Genomic DNA, 18,827 nt, shown 5'->3' with positions numbered 1-18,827 from the left:
GTCCGGTGACGAGTGAGGGGTCCAGCCGGTGGCTCGGTTCGGTGATGCACTGACGACCGGGGCGGACCTGGTGAACGCGGCCGAACGCGCGGCGCTCACCGCCCTGGCCCGTCTCGACGGCCCGGCCGACCTGGTGTGCTTCTTCGTCTGCGGCGCCGACACCGAGGAGGTCTCGCTGGCCGGGATCCGCGTGATGGAGCTGGCGGGCGCCGCGCTCACCCTGGGGTGCAGCGCCGTCGGGGTCATCGGCGGCGGCCGCGCGGTGGAGGGCCAGGGGTCGGTCAGCGTGTGGTGCGCCCGGCTGCCGGGGGTGGAGCTCACCCCGTTCCGGCTGGACACGGTGGTGGAGGGCGAGCGGCTCACCGTCGTGGGCATGCGCGAGCCGGGTCCGCGCGACCGGGCCGCCCTGCTGCTGGTCAACCCCTACGAGTTCCCGGCGCGCGAGTTCGTGCGCGAGTCCACCCGGGCGCTGGGCGGGCTGCCGCTGGTGGGCGGCATGGCCGAGGGCATGCTCGGTGAGGGGTCGGTCCGGCTGTTCTGCGACGGCTCGGTGGCCGAGAACGGCGCGGTGGGCCTGCTCATCGGCGGCGAGGGCGTGCTGGGCACCGTGGTGAGCCAGGGCTGCCGCCCGATCGGGCCGGCGATGACGGTCACCGCGGCGCACGACAACGTGGTCGAGGAGCTGGCCGGGGAGTCCGCCTACACCCGCCTGGAGGCGGTGCTGGAGACGCTCTCGGACGAGGACCGGGACCTGGCGGAGCACGGGCTGCAGCTGGGCATCGCCATGGACGAGTACGCCGACCACCACGAGCAGGGCGACTTCCTCATCCGCTCGCTGACCGGCGCCGACGCCGGGGCGGGGACGCTGGTCGTCGACGAGTCGGTCGAGGTCGGGCAGACGGTCCGCTTCCAGATACGCGACGCCGGGACCGCGGACGAGGACCTGGCCCTGCGGCTGGCCGACTTCGGCGAGCGCCACCGGGTGGGGGCGGGGCTGCTGTTCTCCTGCAACGGGCGCGGTGCCGCCCTGTTCCCGCACGCCGACCACGACGTGCTGGCGGTGCGCCGGGTGCTGGGCGCGGAGGCGGTGGCGGGGTTCTTCGCGGCGGGGGAGATCGGCCCGGTCGGCGGGGTCAACCACCTGCACGCGTTCACGGCCTGCCTGCTGGCCTTCGCCTGAGCGGGCGCCGCCCCCGCGGCGAACCGGACCTTTACCGCCGTATCACCGACACCCGACACGAGTTCCTTGAGTGTGCGCATACCGGGGCGCTTACTAAGAGTGCACTATTTCTTCACTCTGTGTGATCAAGGCGAAAGGTTCGTCATGCCCGGGTGCGCACCCACTTCGATCCGCATGCGCGGCAGGCGCTGGGCGGTGGCGGGGGCCCTGGTCCTGCTGCTCCCGGTCGGCCCCCGACCCGCCTTCGCGGAGACCGGCTGGCTCCCCCAGGACCTGGGGTCCGCCGACCGCATCGGCCTGGTCCTGGCCTCCGGAACGCTGCGCCTGGACGGGGCGGCCGAGCCCCCGGCCTCCCTGCGCCGCGAGCGCGGGGCCCCGGCCACCGGCCTGGCGACCTTCCCCGAGCAGGCCCTGGAACGGCCCACCGACACCGTCGACGTGCGGGTGGGCTCCTCCGGCGACCCCGAGGACGTGCTGGCCGAGGTGCGCGGGGTCCGCGCCGACGGCATGTGGACCGAGTGGTACCCCGCCCCCGACCGCGGCGGCCGCATCACGCTGGACGCCGACGTCTCCCGGGTGCAGCTGCGGGTGGGCATCGACGGCGCCGACACCGCCGTCACCGGACTGGGCGTGCGCCCGCTGGAGGGCACCGGGGACATCCCGGCCGGCCTGCCCGACGACCCCTCGCCCGAGGCCGCGCCCCGGCCCGAGGGCGACGGGGGCCCCGACGGCGGCGGGGAGCCCGACGGGGACGGCGACGACCCGACCGGGGACGGGGCCGGGGTCGGTGACGACATCCCCGAGCGCCCGTTCTCCGCGCGGCTCTTCGCCACCCGCATCGGCCTGGTCGGGGAGACCACCGCCAACGGGCACACCGTCCGCGCGAACGACCACTTCGTGGCCCTGCCCTCCCGGCGCGGGCTGGCCACCCGGGGCGGCGGCGAGTACACCGTCCGGGTGTGCACCACCGGCGCCCTGGGGCCGGAGGGCAAGGGCGACACCGAGGGCCACGAGGCCCGCTGCGCCTACCTGCCCGTCTGGGACGTGGGCCCGTGGAACATCACCGACGACCACTGGAACGCCGACCGCCAGTCCTGGCGCGACCTCGACCGGGGCCGCCCGCAGGCCCAGGCGGCCTACTCCGAGGGGCACAACGGCGGCCTGGACGGGTTCGGCCGCCGGGTGCGCAACCCGGCCGGGATCGACCTGGCCGACGGCGCGTTCAACGACGGGCTCCGGCTGCCGACCAACGGCTGGGTGCAGGTCGACTACCTGTGGACCGGCGAGTACCGCCACCGCGTCGAGGTCACCGCGCCCGCCGGGGAGGGGCCGGTCGAGGTGCGCGGCGGAGCGGGCCCGGAGCACCCCGCCGTCGGCACGGCCGCCCACAGCGCGAACATCGACGTCGTCTGCCAGGAGGCCGGGGCCCGGGTCACCGGCCCGCAGGGCACCGGCGACGCCTGGTACCGGATCGGCGAGGGCCACTACATCCCGGCGGTGTACGCCGAAGGCGCCGCCGACGCACCCGCCTGCGCCTCTTTTTGAACCTCCGCTGCGCTTCGGCCCGCCCGTCGAGCGGCGGAAGGTCCTCAACGGATGGCCTACGGCCACAGGCTTCCCTCGAGGACGTCTCCTCCGGGCCTCCAGAACCCCGCCGGGCGCCTCACGAACCCCCGGTGGTAGAGGAGAGCACCCAGGAACAGGTCCTAGGTCGGTGCCGGGGGGCGGACGACGGCGGTCCGGGACAGCCGGTCGTGCAGGGCGAGCCCGTCGGGGGAGGCGGCGCCCAGGCTCTCGACCAGCGTGAAGCACAGGCCGACGCAGGGCACCGCCTGGGGCAGGCAGAGCACGGCGGCGCGCGCCGCGGCCTGGCCGCGGGTGGGGCGGCCGCCGCCGGGGCCGACCACGGAGATGCCCGTCATCATCTTGCCCGGGGTGGCGCCGCGCGCGACCAGGAAGCCCCACTCGTACAGGAACAGCAGCGCCACCCCGCCGAACAGCAGCAGCCCCGCCCAGCCCATGGCCGCGAGGTACCCGTCCACGGGGAGCGCCGCGGCCGGCAGCGCCGCGAGGGCGAACAGCGCCGAGACCGCGGTCGCCGCCAGCACGATGTCGATGAACCGGGCCGTCGCGCGCAGCGAGAACGGCGCCGGCTCCGCGTCGGGGCCGGCGCCCTCCGGTAGGGGCCGGGGCATCGGGACCTCCTCAGGGATGGGAGTGCACGACGACGGTCTTGGACACGCGGTCGTGCAGTGCGAGCCGGTCCTCGCCCAGCGCCGCCATGCTCTCCATGAGGCTCAGCACGTGGCCGAGGCAGGGCAGGGACTGGGGCAGGCAGAAGAAGGCCGAGCGCCCGACGGCCTGGCCCTGGGTGAGGCGGCCGCCGTCGGCGCGGGTCACCTTGATGCCGAGCATCAGCTTGCCCAGCGTGGCGCCCCACGTGACCAGGAACAGCCAGTCGTAGAAGAACAGCAGCACGCCCCAGCCGAAGAAGAACAGCAGGGCCCACACCGTGCCCTCGGCGTCGCTCGACTCCGTGACCCCGGTCAGGGCCACCATCACGACCGCCATGAGGATGAAGAACGCCGTGGCCGCGATCGCCGCCAGGATGTAGTCGATGAACCGGGCGGCCAGGCGGCGGCCGAAGGAGGCGCGCTCGGGGCCGGCGGGCACCGGTTCCGGCTCGTGCGGCATCCATCCGCCCTGCGGGCCGTGGGGGGTCGGGACGCCCGGACCCGGGCCGCCCTGCGGAGGGGGGCCGCCGTGGCCGGGACCCTGCGGGTTCCAGTAAGGCGAGGACATCGTGCCCTTTCGGTGGTCGGGGAGGCGGCACCCGTCGGCCGCCCTCAGAGGGTACGACGCACCGGGGAGCCCCGGGGACTCCCGGGACCGCGCCCGCTTCCGCCCCACATGCGGTGAGGGGCGGCATCCGCCGCCCCTCACCGCTTCGATCCCCGCCGGGGACCCGCCCTACATGCCGCTGTAGGGGACCGCCTCGATGATCTCGACCCCGAGGCTCTTGCCGTTGGGCAGCTGGTAGCTGACCTTCTCGCCGACGGCCTTGCCGTTGATGGCGGAGCCGAGCGGGGAGCGCGGGGAGTACACGTCGATCGGGGAGCCGCTCTCCTCGCGGGAGGCGAGCAGGAACGTCACCTCCTCGTCGTCGCCGTCGAACATGACGGTGACGGTCATACCGGGGCCGACCACGCCCTCGGTCCGAGGGGCCTCGCCGACCCGCGCGGTGCGCAGGATCTCGGTGAGCTGGAGGATGCGGGCCTCCATCTTGCCCTGCTCCTCCTTGGCGGCGTGGTAGCCGCCGTTCTCCTTGAGGTCGCCCTCCTCGCGGGCGGCCTCGATCTTCTCCGCGATCTCGATGCGCCCGCTCCCCGTCAGGTGGTCCAGCTCTGCCTTGAGCCGGTCGTACGCCTCCTGGGTGAGCCAGGTGACGTTGTCATCGCGGGTCTGGGTCACGGGAACTCCTTGTGTACTAGTAGCAAAGGCCACCAGGCGGCCAGAGCTGAACTTACGAGAATATCACCGTGCGTCATGGCACACGGTTCCCGAAAGGCCGGCTCCACCGCCCGAACCGGTGGGGAAAGGGGTTCGGCGGTGTCAGTCCTGCGAACCTTGTTCCCTGCACGAGGCCACTTCTACCGTTGCGGCCTGACGAACCGTTTCAACGGTCGTGGTGACCATGCGGTTCCCGGCCTCCGTCGCCACGGTCCTCTGGCCCACCTCCACCAGGCGCTCGTCCAGCGCGCGGATCAGGCACACGGCCCCGTCGCGGCTGTTCACCTCGTAGGTGATGGTCGCCTCGGCCGCCGTCGGCGCCGAGGAGGAGACCACCTGGTGGTACACGCCCCCGCCCAGCCCGGTGTAGCTCATGACCGCGTAGCCCCACCCGACGGCGCACAGCACGGCGAACGCCGCCGCGATCACGAAGAAGACCGGCCCGTTGCCGTGGCGTTTGCGCAGGGCGGGCGCGGTCTCCGCGGCGGGGGCGGCCGCGTCGGCGGCCGGTTCGTCGGCGCTCTTCACGGCGTCTTCCTCCGGGGTGGTGGGCATCGGGAATCTCCGTACACGGGGACGGTGTTGTCTAAGATATCCCCGACCTGACAGCCCCCCCGCGCGGCCCGCACCAAGTCGCCGGATGTGCCGTGATCAGGGGAGCAGGACGGTACGCCCCTGCGACCGTCGACCGAGTCAAGGAGAACCCTTCGTTGTCCGAGCGCCTGCGGCTCATGGCCGTGCATGCCCACCCCGATGACGAGTCCAGCAAGGGCGCGGCCACCATGGCGCGCTACGTCGCCGAAGGAGCCGACGTGCTGGTCGTCACCATGACCGGTGGTGAACGCGGTGACATCCTCAACCCGGCCATGGAGCGGCCCGACGTCCGCGAGAACATCGCGGAAGTGCGCCGCCGCGAGATGGACCGGGCCCGCGAGATCCTCGGGATCCGGCAGGAGTTCGCCGGTTTCGTCGACTCCGGCCTGCCCGAGGGCGACCCGCTGCCCCCGCTGCCCGAGGGCTGTTTCGCCCTCACCCCGGTGGAGGAGGCCGCCGCGCCCCTGGTGGAGTCGATCCGCCGCTTCCGTCCGCACGTGATCCTCACCTACGACGAGAACGGCGGGTACCCCCACCCCGACCACATCATGACCCACAAGGTGTCGATGCACGCCTTCGACACGGCGGGGGACCCGGACGCCTACCCGGGCACCGGCGACCCCTGGCAGCCCCTCAAGCTGTACTACTTCGTCTCCTTCCCGCCCGAGCGGTTCGAGGCGATCGCCGCGCTGCTGGAGGAGAAGGGGCTGGAGAACCCCTACCAGGAGTGGATCGACCGCATCAAGGACCGCGGCGACCGGCCCACCTGGGAGATCACCACGCGCGTGGAGTGCGGCGAGTACTTCGACCTCGCCGAGAAGGCGCTGAAGGCGCACGAGACCCAGGTCGACCCCAACGGGTTCTGGTTCGCGGTGCCCAACGACCTCCTCGCCCAGGCCTGGCCGACCGAGGACTACCACCTGGTGCGGTCCCTGGTGGACACCGAGGTCCCCGAGACGGACCTCTTCGCGGGTGTCCGAGACGCAGTGAGAGTATGAGCCCATGAACACCCTTCTCGTGTCCGCCGCCGCGAACACCGACACGTTCACCCTGGACAAGTACACGGTCACCCCGGGCGTCCTGGGGTTCCTCGTGATCTTCGCCGTCGGTGTGGCCCTGTACCTGCTCATGCGCAGCATGACCGGCAAGCTCAAGACGGTGCGCGGCGAGCGCACCATCGAGGAGCCGGTGGACGTCGCGGCCGCCCCGACCCTGATCGAGGACGACGCCGCGAAGCGGAAGGACTCCTAGGGAGTGTTCGGCGGATCGTCCCGGGTCGCGGCCGCGGGGCCGCCTCTCGCGGCGCCGCCCGCGCTCGGACGGCCGCTCCCGGCGTTCGGCGCGAGCGCCGGAACGCTCTAAGGCGTCCGCCGAACACGCCCCGGCCGGGCACCCGGCCCGCGGCGCACCCGGACCCCTCCGGTCGCGCGGCGGGCCGCGGACGGCGGGCCCGGAACGGCCCGCCGGACACGGCCTACGATGGGGTCCATGCCGCCCGCGCCCTCACCGTCCCCGTCGCTGCGCGACCGGGCCTACGCCGAGCTCAAGTCGCGGATCATGGACCTGCACCTGCCGCCGGGCCACCGCATCACCGAACGCGAGACGGCCGCCGAGCTGGGCGTCTCCCGGGTGCCCCTGCGGGAGGCCCTGCGGATGCTGGAGGCCGAGGGGCTGATCGTCCTGGTCCCGCGCCAGGGCGCCATGGTGGCCGGCTGGTCGCGGGAGGACATCGTGCACCTCTTCGAGGTGCGCGAGGAGCTGGAGCCGCTGGCCGCGCGCCTGGCCGCCGCCAAGCGGAGCGAGGACGACCTGCGCCTGATGCGGCGGTGCCTCGACGAGGCGGCCCGGGCGCTGGACGCCGGTGACGACTCCGCCACCGCCGCCGCCAACGCCGGGTTCCACCGCGCGGTGCTGGGCGCCTGCGGCAACCCCCTGCTCCAGGAGATGATGGCGCCGCTGGACGCCCGCGTGCAGTGGCTGTTCCACCTCACCCGGCACCGCGACACCCGCGAGCAGCGGGAGGAGCACGTCCGGCTGCTCGGGCTGATCGAGCGCGGCGACGGCGAGGGGGCGGCGGCGCTGTACCGCGAGCACGTCGCCGCGGGGCTGGAGCCCACGCTGGCCATCGCCGAGACCTGGGAGCGCTTCGACCCGGTCGACGTCACCCGCACCCGCACCCGCACCCGCAGGTAGCGCCGCCCGTCCGGCGGGCCGGCCCGGTGCGGGGAAACGCGGTGTTTCCCGGCGGGCAACACGGAGGTCACGGGCCGCTCCCATGCTGAATTTAGTGGTATACCGCTAACTCGGCAGAGGAGCACGTCATGTCACCCCGAACCACCCGAGGCGCCGCCTGGGCCGCCGCCGCACTGACCGGATCCCTGACCCTGGCGGCCTGCGGCTCCGGGGGCGGCGAGGGCACGGACGACCGGCTCCGCGTCTCCGTCCTGCTGCCCGGGTCCATCAGCGACACCGGGTTCATGCAGTCCGGGCACGCGGGTGTGGAGCGCATCCGGGCGGAGCGCTCCGACGAGGTGGACATCACCTTCGTCGAAGAGGTCGCCGCCGCCGACTTCGAGCAGGTCCTGGGCCGGATGGCCGGGGAGTCGGACCTGGTCGTCTCCGTCGGCGGCCAGACCGACGCCGACGTGCGCGCCGTCGCCGCCACCGCGCCGGACGTCACCTTCGTGGAGATCGGCGGACCCGCCGACGCCGAGCCCCTGGAGAACCTGGCCTACTACGACCCCCGCCAGCCGGAGGGCGCCTACCTCGCCGGTGTCGTCGCGGCCCTGACCTCCCGGAGCGGGAAGATCGGCTTCATCGGCGGCGCCGAACTGCCCGAGATCGTCAACTCCTCCCACGCCTTCGAGAACGGCGCCCGCAGCGCAGACCCCGGCATCGAGGTCGTCGAGCCCCAGTTCCTCGGCGACTTCAACGACCCGGCCCGCGCCCTCCAGGCCGCCTCGGCCGACCACGGGGTCGGCGTCGACGTGATCGGCCAGATCCTCAACCTCGGCAAGTCCGGCCTGGAGCAGGCCGCGCTGGAGGCCGGGGCGCACGTGGTCGGCGGCCCCATCGCCGGCGACTGCGCGGACGGCTCGCCCTACGTCGGATACGTCGTCACCGACACCGGCGTCCAGATCGAGTACGCGGTCGACGCCGTCCTGGACGGCACCTGGGAGGCCGCCCAGGTCCCCTTCGGCCTGGCGGGCGACCGCGTCGGCACCGACTTCGTCCTGTGCGCCGACGACCCGGAGGTCGAACAGGCCCTGGACGAGGCGGCGGAGGCCATCGCCTCCGGCGCGGTCGAGCCCTACTAGACCGGTGCGAACGGAAAGGCCCCCCATGACCGGCTCCGACGGCCGCCCCGCGGTCCTGCGCCTGGACGGCGTCACCCGAAGCTTCGGCGACCTGGTCGCCCTGGACGGCGTCGACCTCTCCGTCACCGCGGGCGAGATCCACTGTGTCCTGGGCGAGAACGGCGCGGGCAAGTCCACCCTGTGCAACATCGTGTTCGGCGGCACCCCGCCCCTGCGGGGCCGGATGCTCCTGGACGGCGAGCCCTACGCCCCCGCCTCGCCCGCCGACGCCGCCCGCCGCGGCATCGCCATGGTCCACCAGCACTTCAGCCTCGTCCCCACGCTGACCGTGGAGCAGAACCTCCTGCTCGGGCGGTCCCGGTTCCGCCCTGACCGGCGCGCCCTGCGGCGCCGCCTCGAACGCATCGGGGAGGAGTACGGGCTGGCCGTGGACCCCGGCGCCCGGGTCGACCGGATGTCGGTGGGGCACCGCCAGACCGCCGAGATCGTCAAGGCCCTGGTGGACGGGCCGCGGCTGGTCCTCTTCGACGAGCCGACCGGGGTCCTGGGCCCGCGGGAGATCGACGCGTTCCTGGCCACCGCGAGGCGCATCGCCGACTCCGGCACGGCGGTCGTGCTCATCACCCACAAGCTCCAGGAGGTCCGCGCCGTCGGCGACCGGGCCACGGTGCTGCGCCACGGCCGTGTCACCGGCGGCGGGCGCCTGGCCGACCTCGCCGACGACGACCTCGTCTCCCTCATGGTCGGCCGCGCGCCGCGGGACCCCGCCTCGGCCGCCGCCCTGGGCCTGCGGGGCGGCGCCGGGCGCGCGCGGCGCGGGGAGGCCGGACCGCCCGCCCTGGAGGTGGCCGGGCTGCGCGCCCGCGACGCCCACGGGGCGAGCGCCGTCGACGGCGTCGACCTCACCGTCCGGGCCGGGCGTATCACCGGGATCGCCGGCGTGGAGGGCAACGGCCAGTCCGCCCTGGCCGACGCGCTCTCGGGGGCGGTCCCGGTCGGGTCCGGGACGATCCGGCTGGCCGACCGCGACATCACCGCGGCCTCCCCGGGCGAGCGCACCGCCGCCGGGCTGGCGGTCATCCCCGAGGACCGCCACCACGAGGGCGTCGTGGAGGACCTGAGCCTGGCCCAGAACCTCATGCTGGGCCGCCTGCGGGAGTTCACCGGCCGCTTCGGGGTCCTGGACCGCCGCGCCCTCCGGGACCGGGCCGCGGACCTGGCCGCCCGCTTCGACGTCCGCGCCCCCGGGCCGGACGCCCCGATGTCCGCCCTGTCCGGAGGCAACCAGCAGAAGGCCGTCCTGGCCCGCGAGCTGTCGCTGGACCCGCTGGCCTGCGTGGTCGCCGCCCACCCCACCCGCGGCCTGGACGTCGGCGCGGTCGCGGCCGTGCTCGGCCACCTGCGCGCCGCCGCGGACCGGGGCGCGGCCGTCCTCGTGATCTCCGGGGAGCTCGAAGAACTGCTGGCGGTCTGCGACGAGGTCCGCGTCGCCTACCGCGGGACGCTGGCCGGACCGGTGGACCCCGCCGACCCCGCCGCCCGCGACCGGATCGCCCACCTGATGGCGGGGGCCGCCGCATGAGCCCGCTCCGTCCCGACCCCCGCCACCCCCTCTCCCTCGGACTGCTCTGCGGAGCCGGGGCCCTGCTGTTCACCGTGCTCGCGGCGGCCGCCGCCGGGTCGCCGCCGGGCACCACCCTGAACGCGCTGTGGACCTCGACCGCGGGCAACCCCTTCGCGCTGGGGGCGGCCGTCAACACCGCGGCCGCGATCCTGCTGGTCGCCTGCGGGTTCGTCATCGCGTTCCGGGCGAACCTGGTGAACGTCGGCGGGGAGGGGCAGTTCGCCCTCGGGGCCGTCGGCGCCACCGCCGTGGGGGTCCACCTGCCCGAGTCCGCGCCGGCCCTCCTCGCCCTGCCGCTGGTGCTGGGGGCGGCCGCCCTGGGCGGTGCCGCCTGGGCGGCGGTCGCCGCCGGGCTGCTGGTCCGGCGCGGGGTCAACGAGATCATCACGACCCTGCTGCTCAACTTCATCGGGCTGGCCCTGCTCATGCTCGCCGTCCACGACGAGCGGCTGCTGCGCCAGCCGGTGACCAGCGCGGAGACCCTGCCCCAGTCCGAGCCGCTGGTCGAGGCGGCCCGTGTCCCGCTGCTCGGGCTGCCCGGCTCCCCGATGACGGCCGCCGCCGTCCTCGCCCTGCTCGGCGCCGCCGGAACGGCGTTCCTGCTGCACCGGACCGCGACGGGGCTCCGGCTCACCGCGGTCGGGCGGGGTGCCGCGGCGAGCCGCCGCCTGGGCGTCTCCGTGGGCCGGGTGCGCTTCGGCTCGCTGACGGCGGCCGGGGCCTTCGCGGGCCTGGCCGGGGGGACGGTCGTCGCCTCGGCGCCGTACGTCCTGGCCGACGGGATCGCCGCGGGGTACGGCTTCACCGGCCTGGTGGCCGGGCTGCTCGCCCGCGGGTCGATGACGGCCCTGGTCCTCATCACCCTGGCCCTGGGCCTGCTGGCGGCCGGGGGCATCGGCGTCCAGCTGGCCGCCGGGGTGCCCGCCGCGATCAGCCAGATGACCGAGGCCGTGCTCGTGCTGCTCGTGGCCGGCACGGCGCTGCTGGTCCGCACCCGGCCGAGGGCGCGCCGGGCCGCGGGGCCGCCGCCCGCCGGCCCCGTTCCCTCGGCCGCGCCGCCGGAGAAGGAGACCGCGCGATGATCCACACCCTCACGGAACTGCTCGCCATGAGCGTCGCCCTGGGCCTGCCGATCATGGTCGCCGCGGCGGCCGAGGCCGTCTCCGAACGCGCCGGGGTCCTGAACATGAGCGTCGAGGGCATGATGGTCACCGGCTGCCTGGCCGGGGTCCTGGCCGCGGTGGCCACCGGCTCCCCCTGGGCCGGACTGGCCGCCGGGGCCGCGGCGGGTGTCCTGGTCGGCGTCCTCCAGGGCCTGCTGAGCGTGGCCTGGCGGGCGGACCAGATCGTCACCGGCCTGGCGCTGAACACGCTGGCGCTCTCCGGCACGGTGTTCGCGGCCCGGCTGCTCCTGGACCGGGACACGGTCACCCCCGGCTTCGACCGGGCGGCCCTGCCGCTGCTCTCCGACCTGCCGGTGCTGGGCCGGGCGCTGTTCTCCCTGCCGGCCCCGGGCTACCTGCTGATCGGCGCGGTGGTCGCGCTGACCCTGCTCACCTCGCGGCGCACCGCCTGGGGCCTGGCCGTCGACGCCACCGGGGAGGACGCGGTCAAGGCCGACCGGGCCGGGCTGCCGGTGGCCCGCATCCGCCACCTGGCGGTCCTGCTGGTCGGCGGGGCGGGCGGGCTCGCCGGAGCCTACATCGCCCTCGCCCAGGTCAAGACGTTCACCGATCACATGACCGCGGGCGTGGGCTACCTCGCCGTGGTCGCCGTCATCGCCGCGCGGTGGCGGACCGGGCGCGTGGCCGCCGTCGCCCTGGTGTTCGGCGCGGCCCAGGCGCTCCGGTTCACCCTCCCCGCCCTGGGCGTCGCGCTGCCCGCGGCCCTGCTCGTGGCACTGCCGTACCTGCTGGCGCTCGCCGCCGTGGCCGGGCTGGTCTCCGGATCCCGGCGCCCCTCCGACCTGACCGTCCCGTTCGTCCGAGCCGGACGCACCGGCTGAACCACCGGAAAGGCCCCCATGACGCTCATCCTCACCCGTTCGGAACTCACCGGCCTGGTCGCGCCCGCCCGGGTCGCCGCGGCCGTGGAGGCGGCCTTCGCGGAACTGGCCGGCGGCCGGGCGGCGCAGCCGTACGGGGAGCCCGCGCGCGTCGCCGGGCTCGACCCGCAGTTCGTGCCGATGACCGCGCTGCTGCCCGCGAGCGGCCTGGCCGCGGGCAAACTGCTCAGCGACATCCCCGGCAACCGCGCCCGCGGGCTGCCCGCCCAGCAGTCCGTGCTGGTCCTGGCCGACGCCGAGACCGGCGGCCCGCTGGCCGTCATGGACGGCGCGGTGCCCACCCGGCTGCGCACCGCCGCGACCACGCGCGTGGCCACCCGGCACCTGGCCCGCCCGGGCCCGTACGTGCTGGGCGTGGTGGGCGCCGGCCCGCTGGCCGCCGCCCACGTGGTCGCGCTCGCCGACGAGCGGCGCCCCGAGCGGGTCCTGGTGTGGTCGCGCCGGGAGGAGACCGTGCGGGCCCTGCGCGAGGAGGTGGCCGCCCACGTGCCGGGCCTGGAGGTCGCCCCCGCGGACTCGCCGCGCGCGGTGGTGGCCGGGGCGGACGTCGTCTGCACCGTCACCCCGTCCAGGGAACCGCTGGTCGAGGGCGCCTGGCTGCGCCCGGGGCAGCACCTCAACGTCGTCGGGGCGCCGCCGCGCACCGACCACCGCGAGGTGGACGCCGCCGCGCTGGCCGCCGGCCTCCTGGTCGTGGACTCGGCCCCGGTCGCCCTGCACGAGTCCGGGGCCGTGGCCGCCGCGATCGCCGAGGGGGCGATCACCGCCGGGGACTGCGCCCTGGACCTGGCCGCGGTGGTCTCCGGGCGGCACCCCGGCCGGACCTCCGGGGCCGGGATCACCGTGTTCGCCTCCGTCGGCCTGGGCCTGGAGGACGCCGCGGTCGGCCGCCTGCTGCTCGACGCCGCCCGGGAGAGGGGGCTGGGCACCGAGATCGCCCTGGCGGACTGACCCCGCCGCCCCGGTACGGCCGTCCGCTCCCCGCCGCGGGCGGCCCCGGGATGGCAGAGTGGGGACATGTCCAACCGCCTGCGCGACGCGACCAGCCCGTACCTGCTCCAGCACGCCGACAACCCCGTCGAATGGTGGCCCTGGGGGGAGGAGGCCTTCGCCGAGGCGCGCCGCCGCGACGTTCCCGTCCTCATCTCCGTGGGCTACGCGGCCTGCCACTGGTGCCACGTCATGGCACACGAGTCCTTCGAGGACCGGGCGACCGCCGAGCGGATGAACGCCCTGTTCGTCAACGTCAAGGTGGACCGCGAGGAGCGCCCCGACGTCGACGCCGTCTACATGGAGGCCACCCAGGCCATGACCGGCCAGGGCGGCTGGCCGATGACGGTCTTCGCCACCCCCGACGGCGCGCCCTTCTACTGCGGCACTTACTTCCCGCGCGACCACTTCCAGCGCCTCCTGGAGGGCGTCTCCCAGGCCTGGCGGACCAGGCGCGGGGAACTGCTCGACCAGGGCCGCCGGGTCGTCGAGGCCCTGGGCGCCCCCCGGGCCCTGCCCGACGCGCCCCCGCCGGACGCCGCCGTGCTCGACCTGGCGGTGCGGGCGCTGGTACGCGACTACGACACCCGGGAGGGCGGGTTCGGCGGCGCGCCCAAGTTCCCGCCGTCGATGCTGCTGTCGTTCCTGACCGCGCACGACGAGCGCACCCGGCCCCTCCAGAGCGCGGCCGAGCCCACCCCCTCGTGGCTGATGGCGCTGGGCACCGCCGACGCCATGGCCCGCGGCGGCATCTACGACCAGCTCGGCGGCGGGTTCGCCCGCTACTCGGTGGACCGGGAGTGGGTGGTGCCGCACTTCGAGAAGATGCTGTACGACAACGCCCTGCTGCTGCGCGCCTACGCCCGGATGGCCCGCCGCCCCGCCGAGCCCGGCCCGGCCGGGGAGGCGTCCGCGGCCCTGTTGCGCCGGGTCGCCGGGGAGACCTCCGACTGGATGCTGCGCGACCTGCGCACCCCCGAGGGCGGGTTCGCCTCCGCGCTGGACGCCGACAGCGACGGGGAGGAGGGCACCTACTACGTGTGGACCCCCGGGCAGCTGCGCGAGGTGCTGGGGGAGGAGGACGCCGCCTTCGCCGCCGAGGTGTTCGGGGTGACGGAGGAGGGCACCTTCGAGCACGGCTCCTCGGTGCTGCGCCTGCCGTCCACGCCCGCCGACACCTGGCGCTACGAGCGGGTCCGCGCCGCCCTGCTGGCCGCCCGGGAGGAGCGCACGCCGCCGGCGCGCGACGACAAGGTGGTGGCCGCCTGGAACGGGCTGGCGATCGCGGGCCTGGCCGAGGCGGGGGTCCTGCTGGACCGCCCCGACCTGGTGGACGCCGCCCGGGAGGCCGCCGAGCTGCTGCTCTCGGTGCACCTGGGCGGGGGGAGGCTGGTGCGCACCTCCCGCGACGGGGCCGCCGGGAGCAGCCCCGGTGTCCTGGAGGACTACGCCGACGTCGCCGAGGGGCTGCTCGCCCTGCACGGCGTCACGGGGGAGGCCCGCTACGCCCGGGCGGCCGGGGAGCTGCTGGACGTGGTGCTGGAGCGCTTCGTCGACGACGAGGGCGGTTTCTACGACACGGCGGACGACGCCGAGAAGCTGTTCAACCGCCCCCAGGACCCCACCGACAACGCCGTGCCCTCGGGCCGCTCCGCGGCGGCCGGCGCGCTGCTGTCCTACGCGGCGCTCACCGGCTCGCGCAGCCACCGGGAGGCCGCCGAGCGGGCGCTGGTGCCGGTGGGCCTGCTGGCGGAGAAGGCGCCCCGGTTCGCCGGGTGGGGGCTGGCGGTCGGCGAGGCGCTGCTGGCCGGTCCGCTGGAGATCGCGGTCGTCGGCGACCCCGGGGACCCGGCCACCGGCGAGCTGGTGCGCACCGCGCTGGCCCACGCCCCGCTGGGCACGGTGCTCTCGCGCGGCGACGGCCTCGACGACGGGGGAGTGCCGCTGCTGCGCGACCGCGTCCGGGTGGACGGGCGGCCCACGGCGTACGTGTGCGAGGGGTTCGTCTGCCGCCTCCCGGTCACCTCGGCGGAGGACCTCCGCGACCTCCTCGCCCGCAGGGCGTGAGGGCGGGCCCCCGGGCCCGCCGGCGGGTGCGGGGGCGGGGCACGCGCGGGAGGCGGCGGCCGGCCGTCAGCCCAGGACCGTGTTGTCGATGATCTCGTTCACCAGGTCGGGCCGGTAGTCCGGCTGGCGGATCTCCATGTACACCGTGGCGGGCTCCCCGGGCCGGTGCACGGCGGCGCTGGTGAAGGCCCCGTTGCCGTTGCACTCGGGCCAGTCCCACACCGTGCCCTGCCAGTCGCCGGTGTCGACCCGGCGGCTGGCGGGGTCCCCCGGGCAGGGGTCCTGGTCGGCGACCCCCGACAGGTCGCGGGCCCCGGGCATCACGGTGGCGTACACGCCGTAGGACGGGACCTCGGTGGAGTGCCAGTCGTCGGCGTCGGTGGCCACCAGCAGGCCGGGCCCGGCCCCGGCGTCGGCCGCGGCGGGCTGCGCCTCCAGGTCGGTGTGGAACTCCCGGGCCCACACCGCGGGCACCCCCATGCGGATGTTCTGCCCGGCGTGGCGCACCGTGGTCAGCGAAAGCCCCGGGGCCCCGCCGGACATGGTGAGCACGCCGGCCCCCAGCACGGACGCCGCCACCAGGGCGGCGGCCCGACGCCACGGCATCCGGTACCGCTGCCACCACTGGTCGGCCCGGGGCAGGTCGGGGGCCATACGGATGGCGCGGACCCGGTCGGTGAAGGTCTTGGCGTCGGCCGGGCGGCTCTCCCGGTCGACGGAGAGCGCCGACAGGATGAGCTCGTCCAGCTCCCGTGGCAGCCCCGGCCGGATGCGGCCGGGCGGGACGCGCACCGGCGGGCGCGAGGGCGGCTTCCCGGTGATCAGCTCGTAGGCGACGGCGCCCAGCGAGTACACGTCCGAGCGCACGTCCAGGTCGCCGCCGGGGATGCTCTGCTCCGGCGACATGTACCCGGGGGTCCCGGCCGCGGCGGTGAACCCCGACGCCTCGTCGATGGCCTTGGCGAAGCCCAGGTCGGCGACGAGCACCCGCTGGCCCACCGGGGAGGACTGGAGCAGCACGTTGGACGGCTTGATGTCCCTGTGGATGGTGCCGTGGTTGTGCAGCACGGTGATGCCCTGGCCGATCTCGGTCAGCAGCCTCAGCGCCTCGTCCAGCGGCAGCGGCCCGCGGCGGATGAGGTCCGCCACGCTGCCCTGGTCGGCGTAGGTCATGACCATGTACGGGCGGCCGTCGGGGAGGACGTCCACGTCGTGGACCGCGACCAGCCACGTGGAGTCGGTCTGGCGCAGGATGCGCGCCTCCTCCAGGAACCTGTGCTGGATGTCCATCTGGTGCGCCCAGTTCTCGGCGAGTACCTTGATGGCCACCGGGTAGTTCAGCAGGTCGTCCTGGGCCAGCCAGACCGTGGCGAAGGAGCCCGACCCCAGGCGTCTGATGACGCGGTAACGGCCGAAGGCCTCGGGTTGGCTCATTTCCGCCTCGGTCTGTCAGGGGTGAATACGCGGTCGTTGCCCACTAATACACCATCTACACCTTCGCGTTGACTCTTGCGGATATGATCCCCTCTCCGGGTGGCGCGGATCCCGCCGGGGGAGGGAAACTGGTGGAAACCCCCGCGGGTACCCCCGTGCCCGCGGAATGGCAGTGTGAAATGTGAACTTTCGTTGTCCGTGGGACTCCGGGTGACGGAGAACCGGGAGGATGGAACGAGGCGGAGCCGATGGGGGCCCGTAGACGTCCTATTGACGTGTGACCCTCGAATCGTGGACGCACAGCGCCGAACAGCGGACGGCCGGACGTCTGCCGTCAGTCAGGGAGAGACCAGCCATGCGCAGTAGTGACAACAACGAGCACGAGGCGACCCCCGCGCCCCGTCGACGGGTGGCGAGCAACGTCGACGAGGAGCTGGAGGAGCTCGCCCGCAGGTCCAGGGACGGCGACGCCGTCGCCCTGGACGAACTGCTCCGGCGGATCCAGCCCGAGGTGCTGCGCCGGTGCGCGCGCTTCCTGCCCTACCGGCAGGACGCCGAGGAGGCCTGCCAGGACGCCCTGCTCCGGGTGGCCCGCAAGATCGACAGCTTCAAGGGCGACTCCCTGTTCACGACGTGGCTGTACACCGTCGTGTCCAACTCCGCCCGCCAGACCTACCGCTCCATGAAGCGCCGCGCCGCCGAGTTCCCGACCGAGGCCGAGCGCATGCCCCACCAGCGCGACCCGCGCACCACCAGCGTGATCGCCGGTTCCCGGATCGACCTGCTGGAGGCCCTCGACCAGCTGGAGAAGGACCGTCCGAACCTGGTGGCCCCCCTGGTCCTGCGCGACCTGTGCCAGATGGACTACAACGAGATCGCCTCGGAGCTGAACCTCGCCCTGGGCACCGTGAAGTCCCGCATCCACCAGGGGCGCAAGCACGTGCGCAAGTCCCTGGCCGTAACGTGACCTCTCGCGGCGAACTACCCTGGACGGTATCCCCGTCGGCACCTCCTGGCACAGGAGGGTGCTGTCCCTGATCCAGCTCTGAGAGGTTTTCGCCCATGGGGCTTCGCGACCCCTTGTACTGGCTCTACGAGCGGCGTCTGGAACGCCAATTGCAGGGCCGGCAGATTCCCCGCCATGTCGGTGTCGCCATGGACGGCAATCGCCGGTGGGCGAAGAACAGCGGTCTGGCGGAGGCGGCGGAGGGCCACCGGGCCGGAGCGGACAAGATCTTCGAGCTGCTCCGGTGGTGCGACGAGATCGGCGTCCAGGTCGTCACCCTCTGGATGCTGTCCACCGACAACCTCTCGCGCGACGAGGCCGAGCTCGGCGCTCTCGTGCAGATCATCGAGGAGACCATCGCCCGGCTGCGCGAGGAGGGGTGGAACACCCGGCCGGTCGGGGCCCTGGACGTGCTCCCCGCGTCGACCGCCCGCGCACTGAAGGAGGCGGAGGAGGCCACATCCGGCAACCCGGGCCTGGTTGTCAACGTCGCCGTCGGGTATGGAGGTAGACGTGAGATCGCCGACGCGGTTCGGTCGCTCCTCCACGCGGAGGCGGCCAAGGGCACCGGTATCCAGGAGCTCGCCGAGCGCCTGGACATCGCCGACATCGCCCGGCACCTCTACACGCGCGGCCAGCCCGATCCGGACCTGCTCATCCGCACCTCCGGGGAGCAGCGCCTGTCCGGGTTCATGCTGTGGCAGAGCGTGCACTCGGAGTTCTACTTCTGCGAGGTCTTCTGGCCGGCTTTCCGCAGGGTGGACTTCCTGCGCGCTCTGCGCTCCTACGGCGCGCGCAACCGGCGCTACGGCTCCTGACCCCCGGCTCCCGTCACGGCATCGCCCCTTAACACGGTGTTCACCCCGCGGGGCGGAAACGGACTGGAAAACGGGTTCGCGGGCGCGTAGCTTCGGAAGAAGCGGGTGGCGTTCGTCCACCCGTTCGGGAGGCCCCGGCTCATTGATCCCCTCCGCCACCGCGGAACGTCAACGAGGAGGGCCGGACCCGGCCCTGTGGGGCCTGGTCCCGGTCCTCCATGA

18 protein-coding genes are annotated in these 18,827 nt (G+C 74.5%); 13 read left to right on the top strand and 5 right to left on the bottom strand.

Features of this window, described 5'->3' with window-relative positions; genetic code table 11:
- Positions 1–28: 28 nt before the first annotated feature.
- Both K1J57_RS04685 and K1J57_RS04680 read left to right on the top strand, forming a co-directional pair.
- Complete coding sequence (locus K1J57_RS04685) at positions 29–1,180, top strand: FIST N-terminal domain-containing protein (protein WP_220563249.1); 1,152 nt, start codon at positions 29–31, stop codon at positions 1,178–1,180.
- 144 nt (positions 1,181–1,324) lie between these two features.
- The gene (locus tag K1J57_RS04680) at positions 1,325–2,725 is read left to right on the top strand and encodes a hypothetical protein (protein WP_255646845.1); all 1,401 of its coding nucleotides are present in this window, start codon (positions 1,325–1,327) and stop codon (positions 2,723–2,725) included.
- Positions 2,726–2,886: 161 nt separating this feature from the next.
- Here K1J57_RS04680 and K1J57_RS04675 read toward each other — a convergent pair whose 3' ends face one another.
- The 4 genes from K1J57_RS04675 to K1J57_RS04660 all read right to left on the bottom strand — a co-directional run bounded on the left by K1J57_RS04675 (position 2,887) and on the right by K1J57_RS04660 (position 5,245).
- A complete protein-coding gene (locus K1J57_RS04675; RefSeq protein WP_220563248.1) occupies positions 2,887–3,375 on the bottom strand; it encodes an RDD family protein in 489 nt (162 codons plus the stop codon).
- Positions 3,376–3,385: 10 nt separating this feature from the next.
- The gene (locus tag K1J57_RS04670) at positions 3,386–3,874 is read right to left on the bottom strand and encodes an RDD family protein (RefSeq protein ID WP_255646844.1); all 489 of its coding nucleotides are present in this window, start codon (positions 3,872–3,874) and stop codon (positions 3,386–3,388) included.
- 276 nt (positions 3,875–4,150) lie between these two features.
- The gene (greA, locus tag K1J57_RS04665; RefSeq protein ID WP_220563246.1) at positions 4,151–4,651 is read right to left on the bottom strand and encodes a transcription elongation factor GreA; all 501 of its coding nucleotides are present in this window, start codon (positions 4,649–4,651) and stop codon (positions 4,151–4,153) included.
- A 141-nt stretch (positions 4,652–4,792) separates the two neighbouring features.
- Positions 4,793–5,245: a DUF4307 domain-containing protein gene (locus tag K1J57_RS04660; RefSeq protein WP_220563245.1), complete on the bottom strand. Its 453-nt coding sequence runs from the start codon at positions 5,243–5,245 to the stop codon at positions 4,793–4,795.
- Positions 5,246–5,400: 155 nt separating this feature from the next.
- On the opposite strand from K1J57_RS04660, the gene mca reads away from it, so the two are divergent.
- From mca to K1J57_RS04615, 9 genes are all read left to right on the top strand, one after another.
- The gene (mca, locus tag K1J57_RS04655) at positions 5,401–6,282 is read left to right on the top strand and encodes a mycothiol conjugate amidase Mca (RefSeq protein ID WP_220563244.1); all 882 of its coding nucleotides are present in this window, start codon (positions 5,401–5,403) and stop codon (positions 6,280–6,282) included.
- 4 nt (positions 6,283–6,286) lie between these two features.
- Positions 6,287–6,535: a hypothetical protein gene (locus K1J57_RS04650; protein ID WP_220563243.1), complete on the top strand. Its 249-nt coding sequence runs from the start codon at positions 6,287–6,289 to the stop codon at positions 6,533–6,535.
- Between the two features lie 237 nt (positions 6,536–6,772).
- Positions 6,773–7,477: a GntR family transcriptional regulator gene (locus tag K1J57_RS04645; protein WP_220563242.1), complete on the top strand. Its 705-nt coding sequence runs from the start codon at positions 6,773–6,775 to the stop codon at positions 7,475–7,477.
- Between the two features lie 128 nt (positions 7,478–7,605).
- Positions 7,606–8,601, top strand: a complete 996-nt coding sequence (locus tag K1J57_RS04640; RefSeq protein WP_220563241.1) for a BMP family protein — start codon at positions 7,606–7,608, stop codon at positions 8,599–8,601.
- A gap of 25 nt (positions 8,602–8,626) precedes the next feature.
- Complete coding sequence (locus tag K1J57_RS04635) at positions 8,627–10,183, top strand: ABC transporter ATP-binding protein (protein WP_220563240.1); 1,557 nt, start codon at positions 8,627–8,629, stop codon at positions 10,181–10,183.
- Positions 10,180–11,307, top strand: a complete 1,128-nt coding sequence (locus tag K1J57_RS04630) for an ABC transporter permease (RefSeq protein ID WP_220563239.1) — start codon at positions 10,180–10,182, stop codon at positions 11,305–11,307. Before K1J57_RS04635 ends, K1J57_RS04630 begins: the two co-directional genes overlap by 4 nt.
- Positions 11,304–12,230 carry an ABC transporter permease gene (locus K1J57_RS04625; protein WP_220563238.1) on the top strand — a complete coding sequence of 309 codons (927 nt, stop codon included), beginning with the start codon at positions 11,304–11,306 and terminating at the stop codon, positions 12,228–12,230. Before K1J57_RS04630 ends, K1J57_RS04625 begins: the two co-directional genes overlap by 4 nt.
- 18 nt (positions 12,231–12,248) lie before the next feature.
- Positions 12,249–13,241, top strand: a complete 993-nt coding sequence (locus K1J57_RS04620) for an ornithine cyclodeaminase family protein (RefSeq protein WP_220563237.1) — start codon at positions 12,249–12,251, stop codon at positions 13,239–13,241.
- A 66-nt stretch (positions 13,242–13,307) separates the two neighbouring features.
- On the top strand, positions 13,308–15,347 hold the full coding sequence (locus K1J57_RS04615; RefSeq protein WP_220563236.1) for a thioredoxin domain-containing protein: 2,040 nt from the start codon (positions 13,308–13,310) through the stop codon (positions 15,345–15,347).
- A 66-nt stretch (positions 15,348–15,413) separates the two neighbouring features.
- Here the strand turns inward: K1J57_RS04615 and K1J57_RS04610 are convergent, their stop codons facing one another.
- Positions 15,414–16,781 (bottom strand): serine/threonine-protein kinase, encoded by a 1,368-nt coding sequence (locus K1J57_RS04610; protein ID WP_220563235.1) that lies wholly within the window; start codon positions 16,779–16,781, stop codon positions 15,414–15,416.
- A gap of 355 nt (positions 16,782–17,136) precedes the next feature.
- Between K1J57_RS04610 and K1J57_RS04605 the strand changes: the two genes are divergently transcribed.
- Entirely contained in the window at positions 17,137–17,748 is a 612-nt protein-coding gene (locus K1J57_RS04605) for an RNA polymerase sigma factor (protein ID WP_220563234.1), read from the top strand.
- A gap of 95 nt (positions 17,749–17,843) precedes the next feature.
- Entirely contained in the window at positions 17,844–18,605 is a 762-nt protein-coding gene (locus K1J57_RS04600; RefSeq protein WP_220563233.1) for an isoprenyl transferase, read from the top strand.
- Positions 18,606–18,827: the final 222 nt, after the last annotated feature.

Source organism: Nocardiopsis sp. MT53 (genome assembly GCF_019598965.1).
In the GTDB taxonomy this organism is placed as follows: domain Bacteria; phylum Actinomycetota; class Actinomycetes; order Streptosporangiales; family Streptosporangiaceae; genus Nocardiopsis; species Nocardiopsis changdeensis.
Note: the sequence above shows the minus strand (reverse complement) of the source record. Positions and strands in the feature narration are given on the sequence as shown.

Bases quoted from the DNA above. Each gene is read 5' to 3' on its own strand.
- K1J57_RS04680 (WP_255646845.1), top strand. From the start codon at position 1,325: ATGCCCGGGTGCGCACCCACTTCGATCCGCATGCGCGGCAGGCGCTGG.
- K1J57_RS04675 (WP_220563248.1), bottom strand. From the start codon at position 3,375: ATGCCCCGGCCCCTACCGGAGGGCGCCGGCCCCGACGCGGAGCCGGCG.
- K1J57_RS04670 (WP_255646844.1), bottom strand. From the start codon at position 3,874: ATGCCGCACGAGCCGGAACCGGTGCCCGCCGGCCCCGAGCGCGCCTCC.
- K1J57_RS04660 (WP_220563245.1), bottom strand. From the start codon at position 5,245: ATGCCCACCACCCCGGAGGAAGACGCCGTGAAGAGCGCCGACGAACCG.
- K1J57_RS04650 (WP_220563243.1), top strand. From the start codon at position 6,287: ATGAACACCCTTCTCGTGTCCGCCGCCGCGAACACCGACACGTTCACC.
- K1J57_RS04645 (WP_220563242.1), top strand. From the start codon at position 6,773: ATGCCGCCCGCGCCCTCACCGTCCCCGTCGCTGCGCGACCGGGCCTAC.
- K1J57_RS04640 (WP_220563241.1), top strand. From the start codon at position 7,606: ATGTCACCCCGAACCACCCGAGGCGCCGCCTGGGCCGCCGCCGCACTG.
- K1J57_RS04635 (WP_220563240.1), top strand. From the start codon at position 8,627: ATGACCGGCTCCGACGGCCGCCCCGCGGTCCTGCGCCTGGACGGCGTC.
- K1J57_RS04630 (WP_220563239.1), top strand. From the start codon at position 10,180: ATGAGCCCGCTCCGTCCCGACCCCCGCCACCCCCTCTCCCTCGGACTG.
- K1J57_RS04625 (WP_220563238.1), top strand. From the start codon at position 11,304: ATGATCCACACCCTCACGGAACTGCTCGCCATGAGCGTCGCCCTGGGC.
- K1J57_RS04620 (WP_220563237.1), top strand. From the start codon at position 12,249: ATGACGCTCATCCTCACCCGTTCGGAACTCACCGGCCTGGTCGCGCCC.
- K1J57_RS04615 (WP_220563236.1), top strand. From the start codon at position 13,308: ATGTCCAACCGCCTGCGCGACGCGACCAGCCCGTACCTGCTCCAGCAC.
- K1J57_RS04610 (WP_220563235.1), bottom strand. From the start codon at position 16,781: ATGAGCCAACCCGAGGCCTTCGGCCGTTACCGCGTCATCAGACGCCTG.
- K1J57_RS04605 (WP_220563234.1), top strand. From the start codon at position 17,137: ATGCGCAGTAGTGACAACAACGAGCACGAGGCGACCCCCGCGCCCCGT.
- K1J57_RS04600 (WP_220563233.1), top strand. From the start codon at position 17,844: ATGGGGCTTCGCGACCCCTTGTACTGGCTCTACGAGCGGCGTCTGGAA.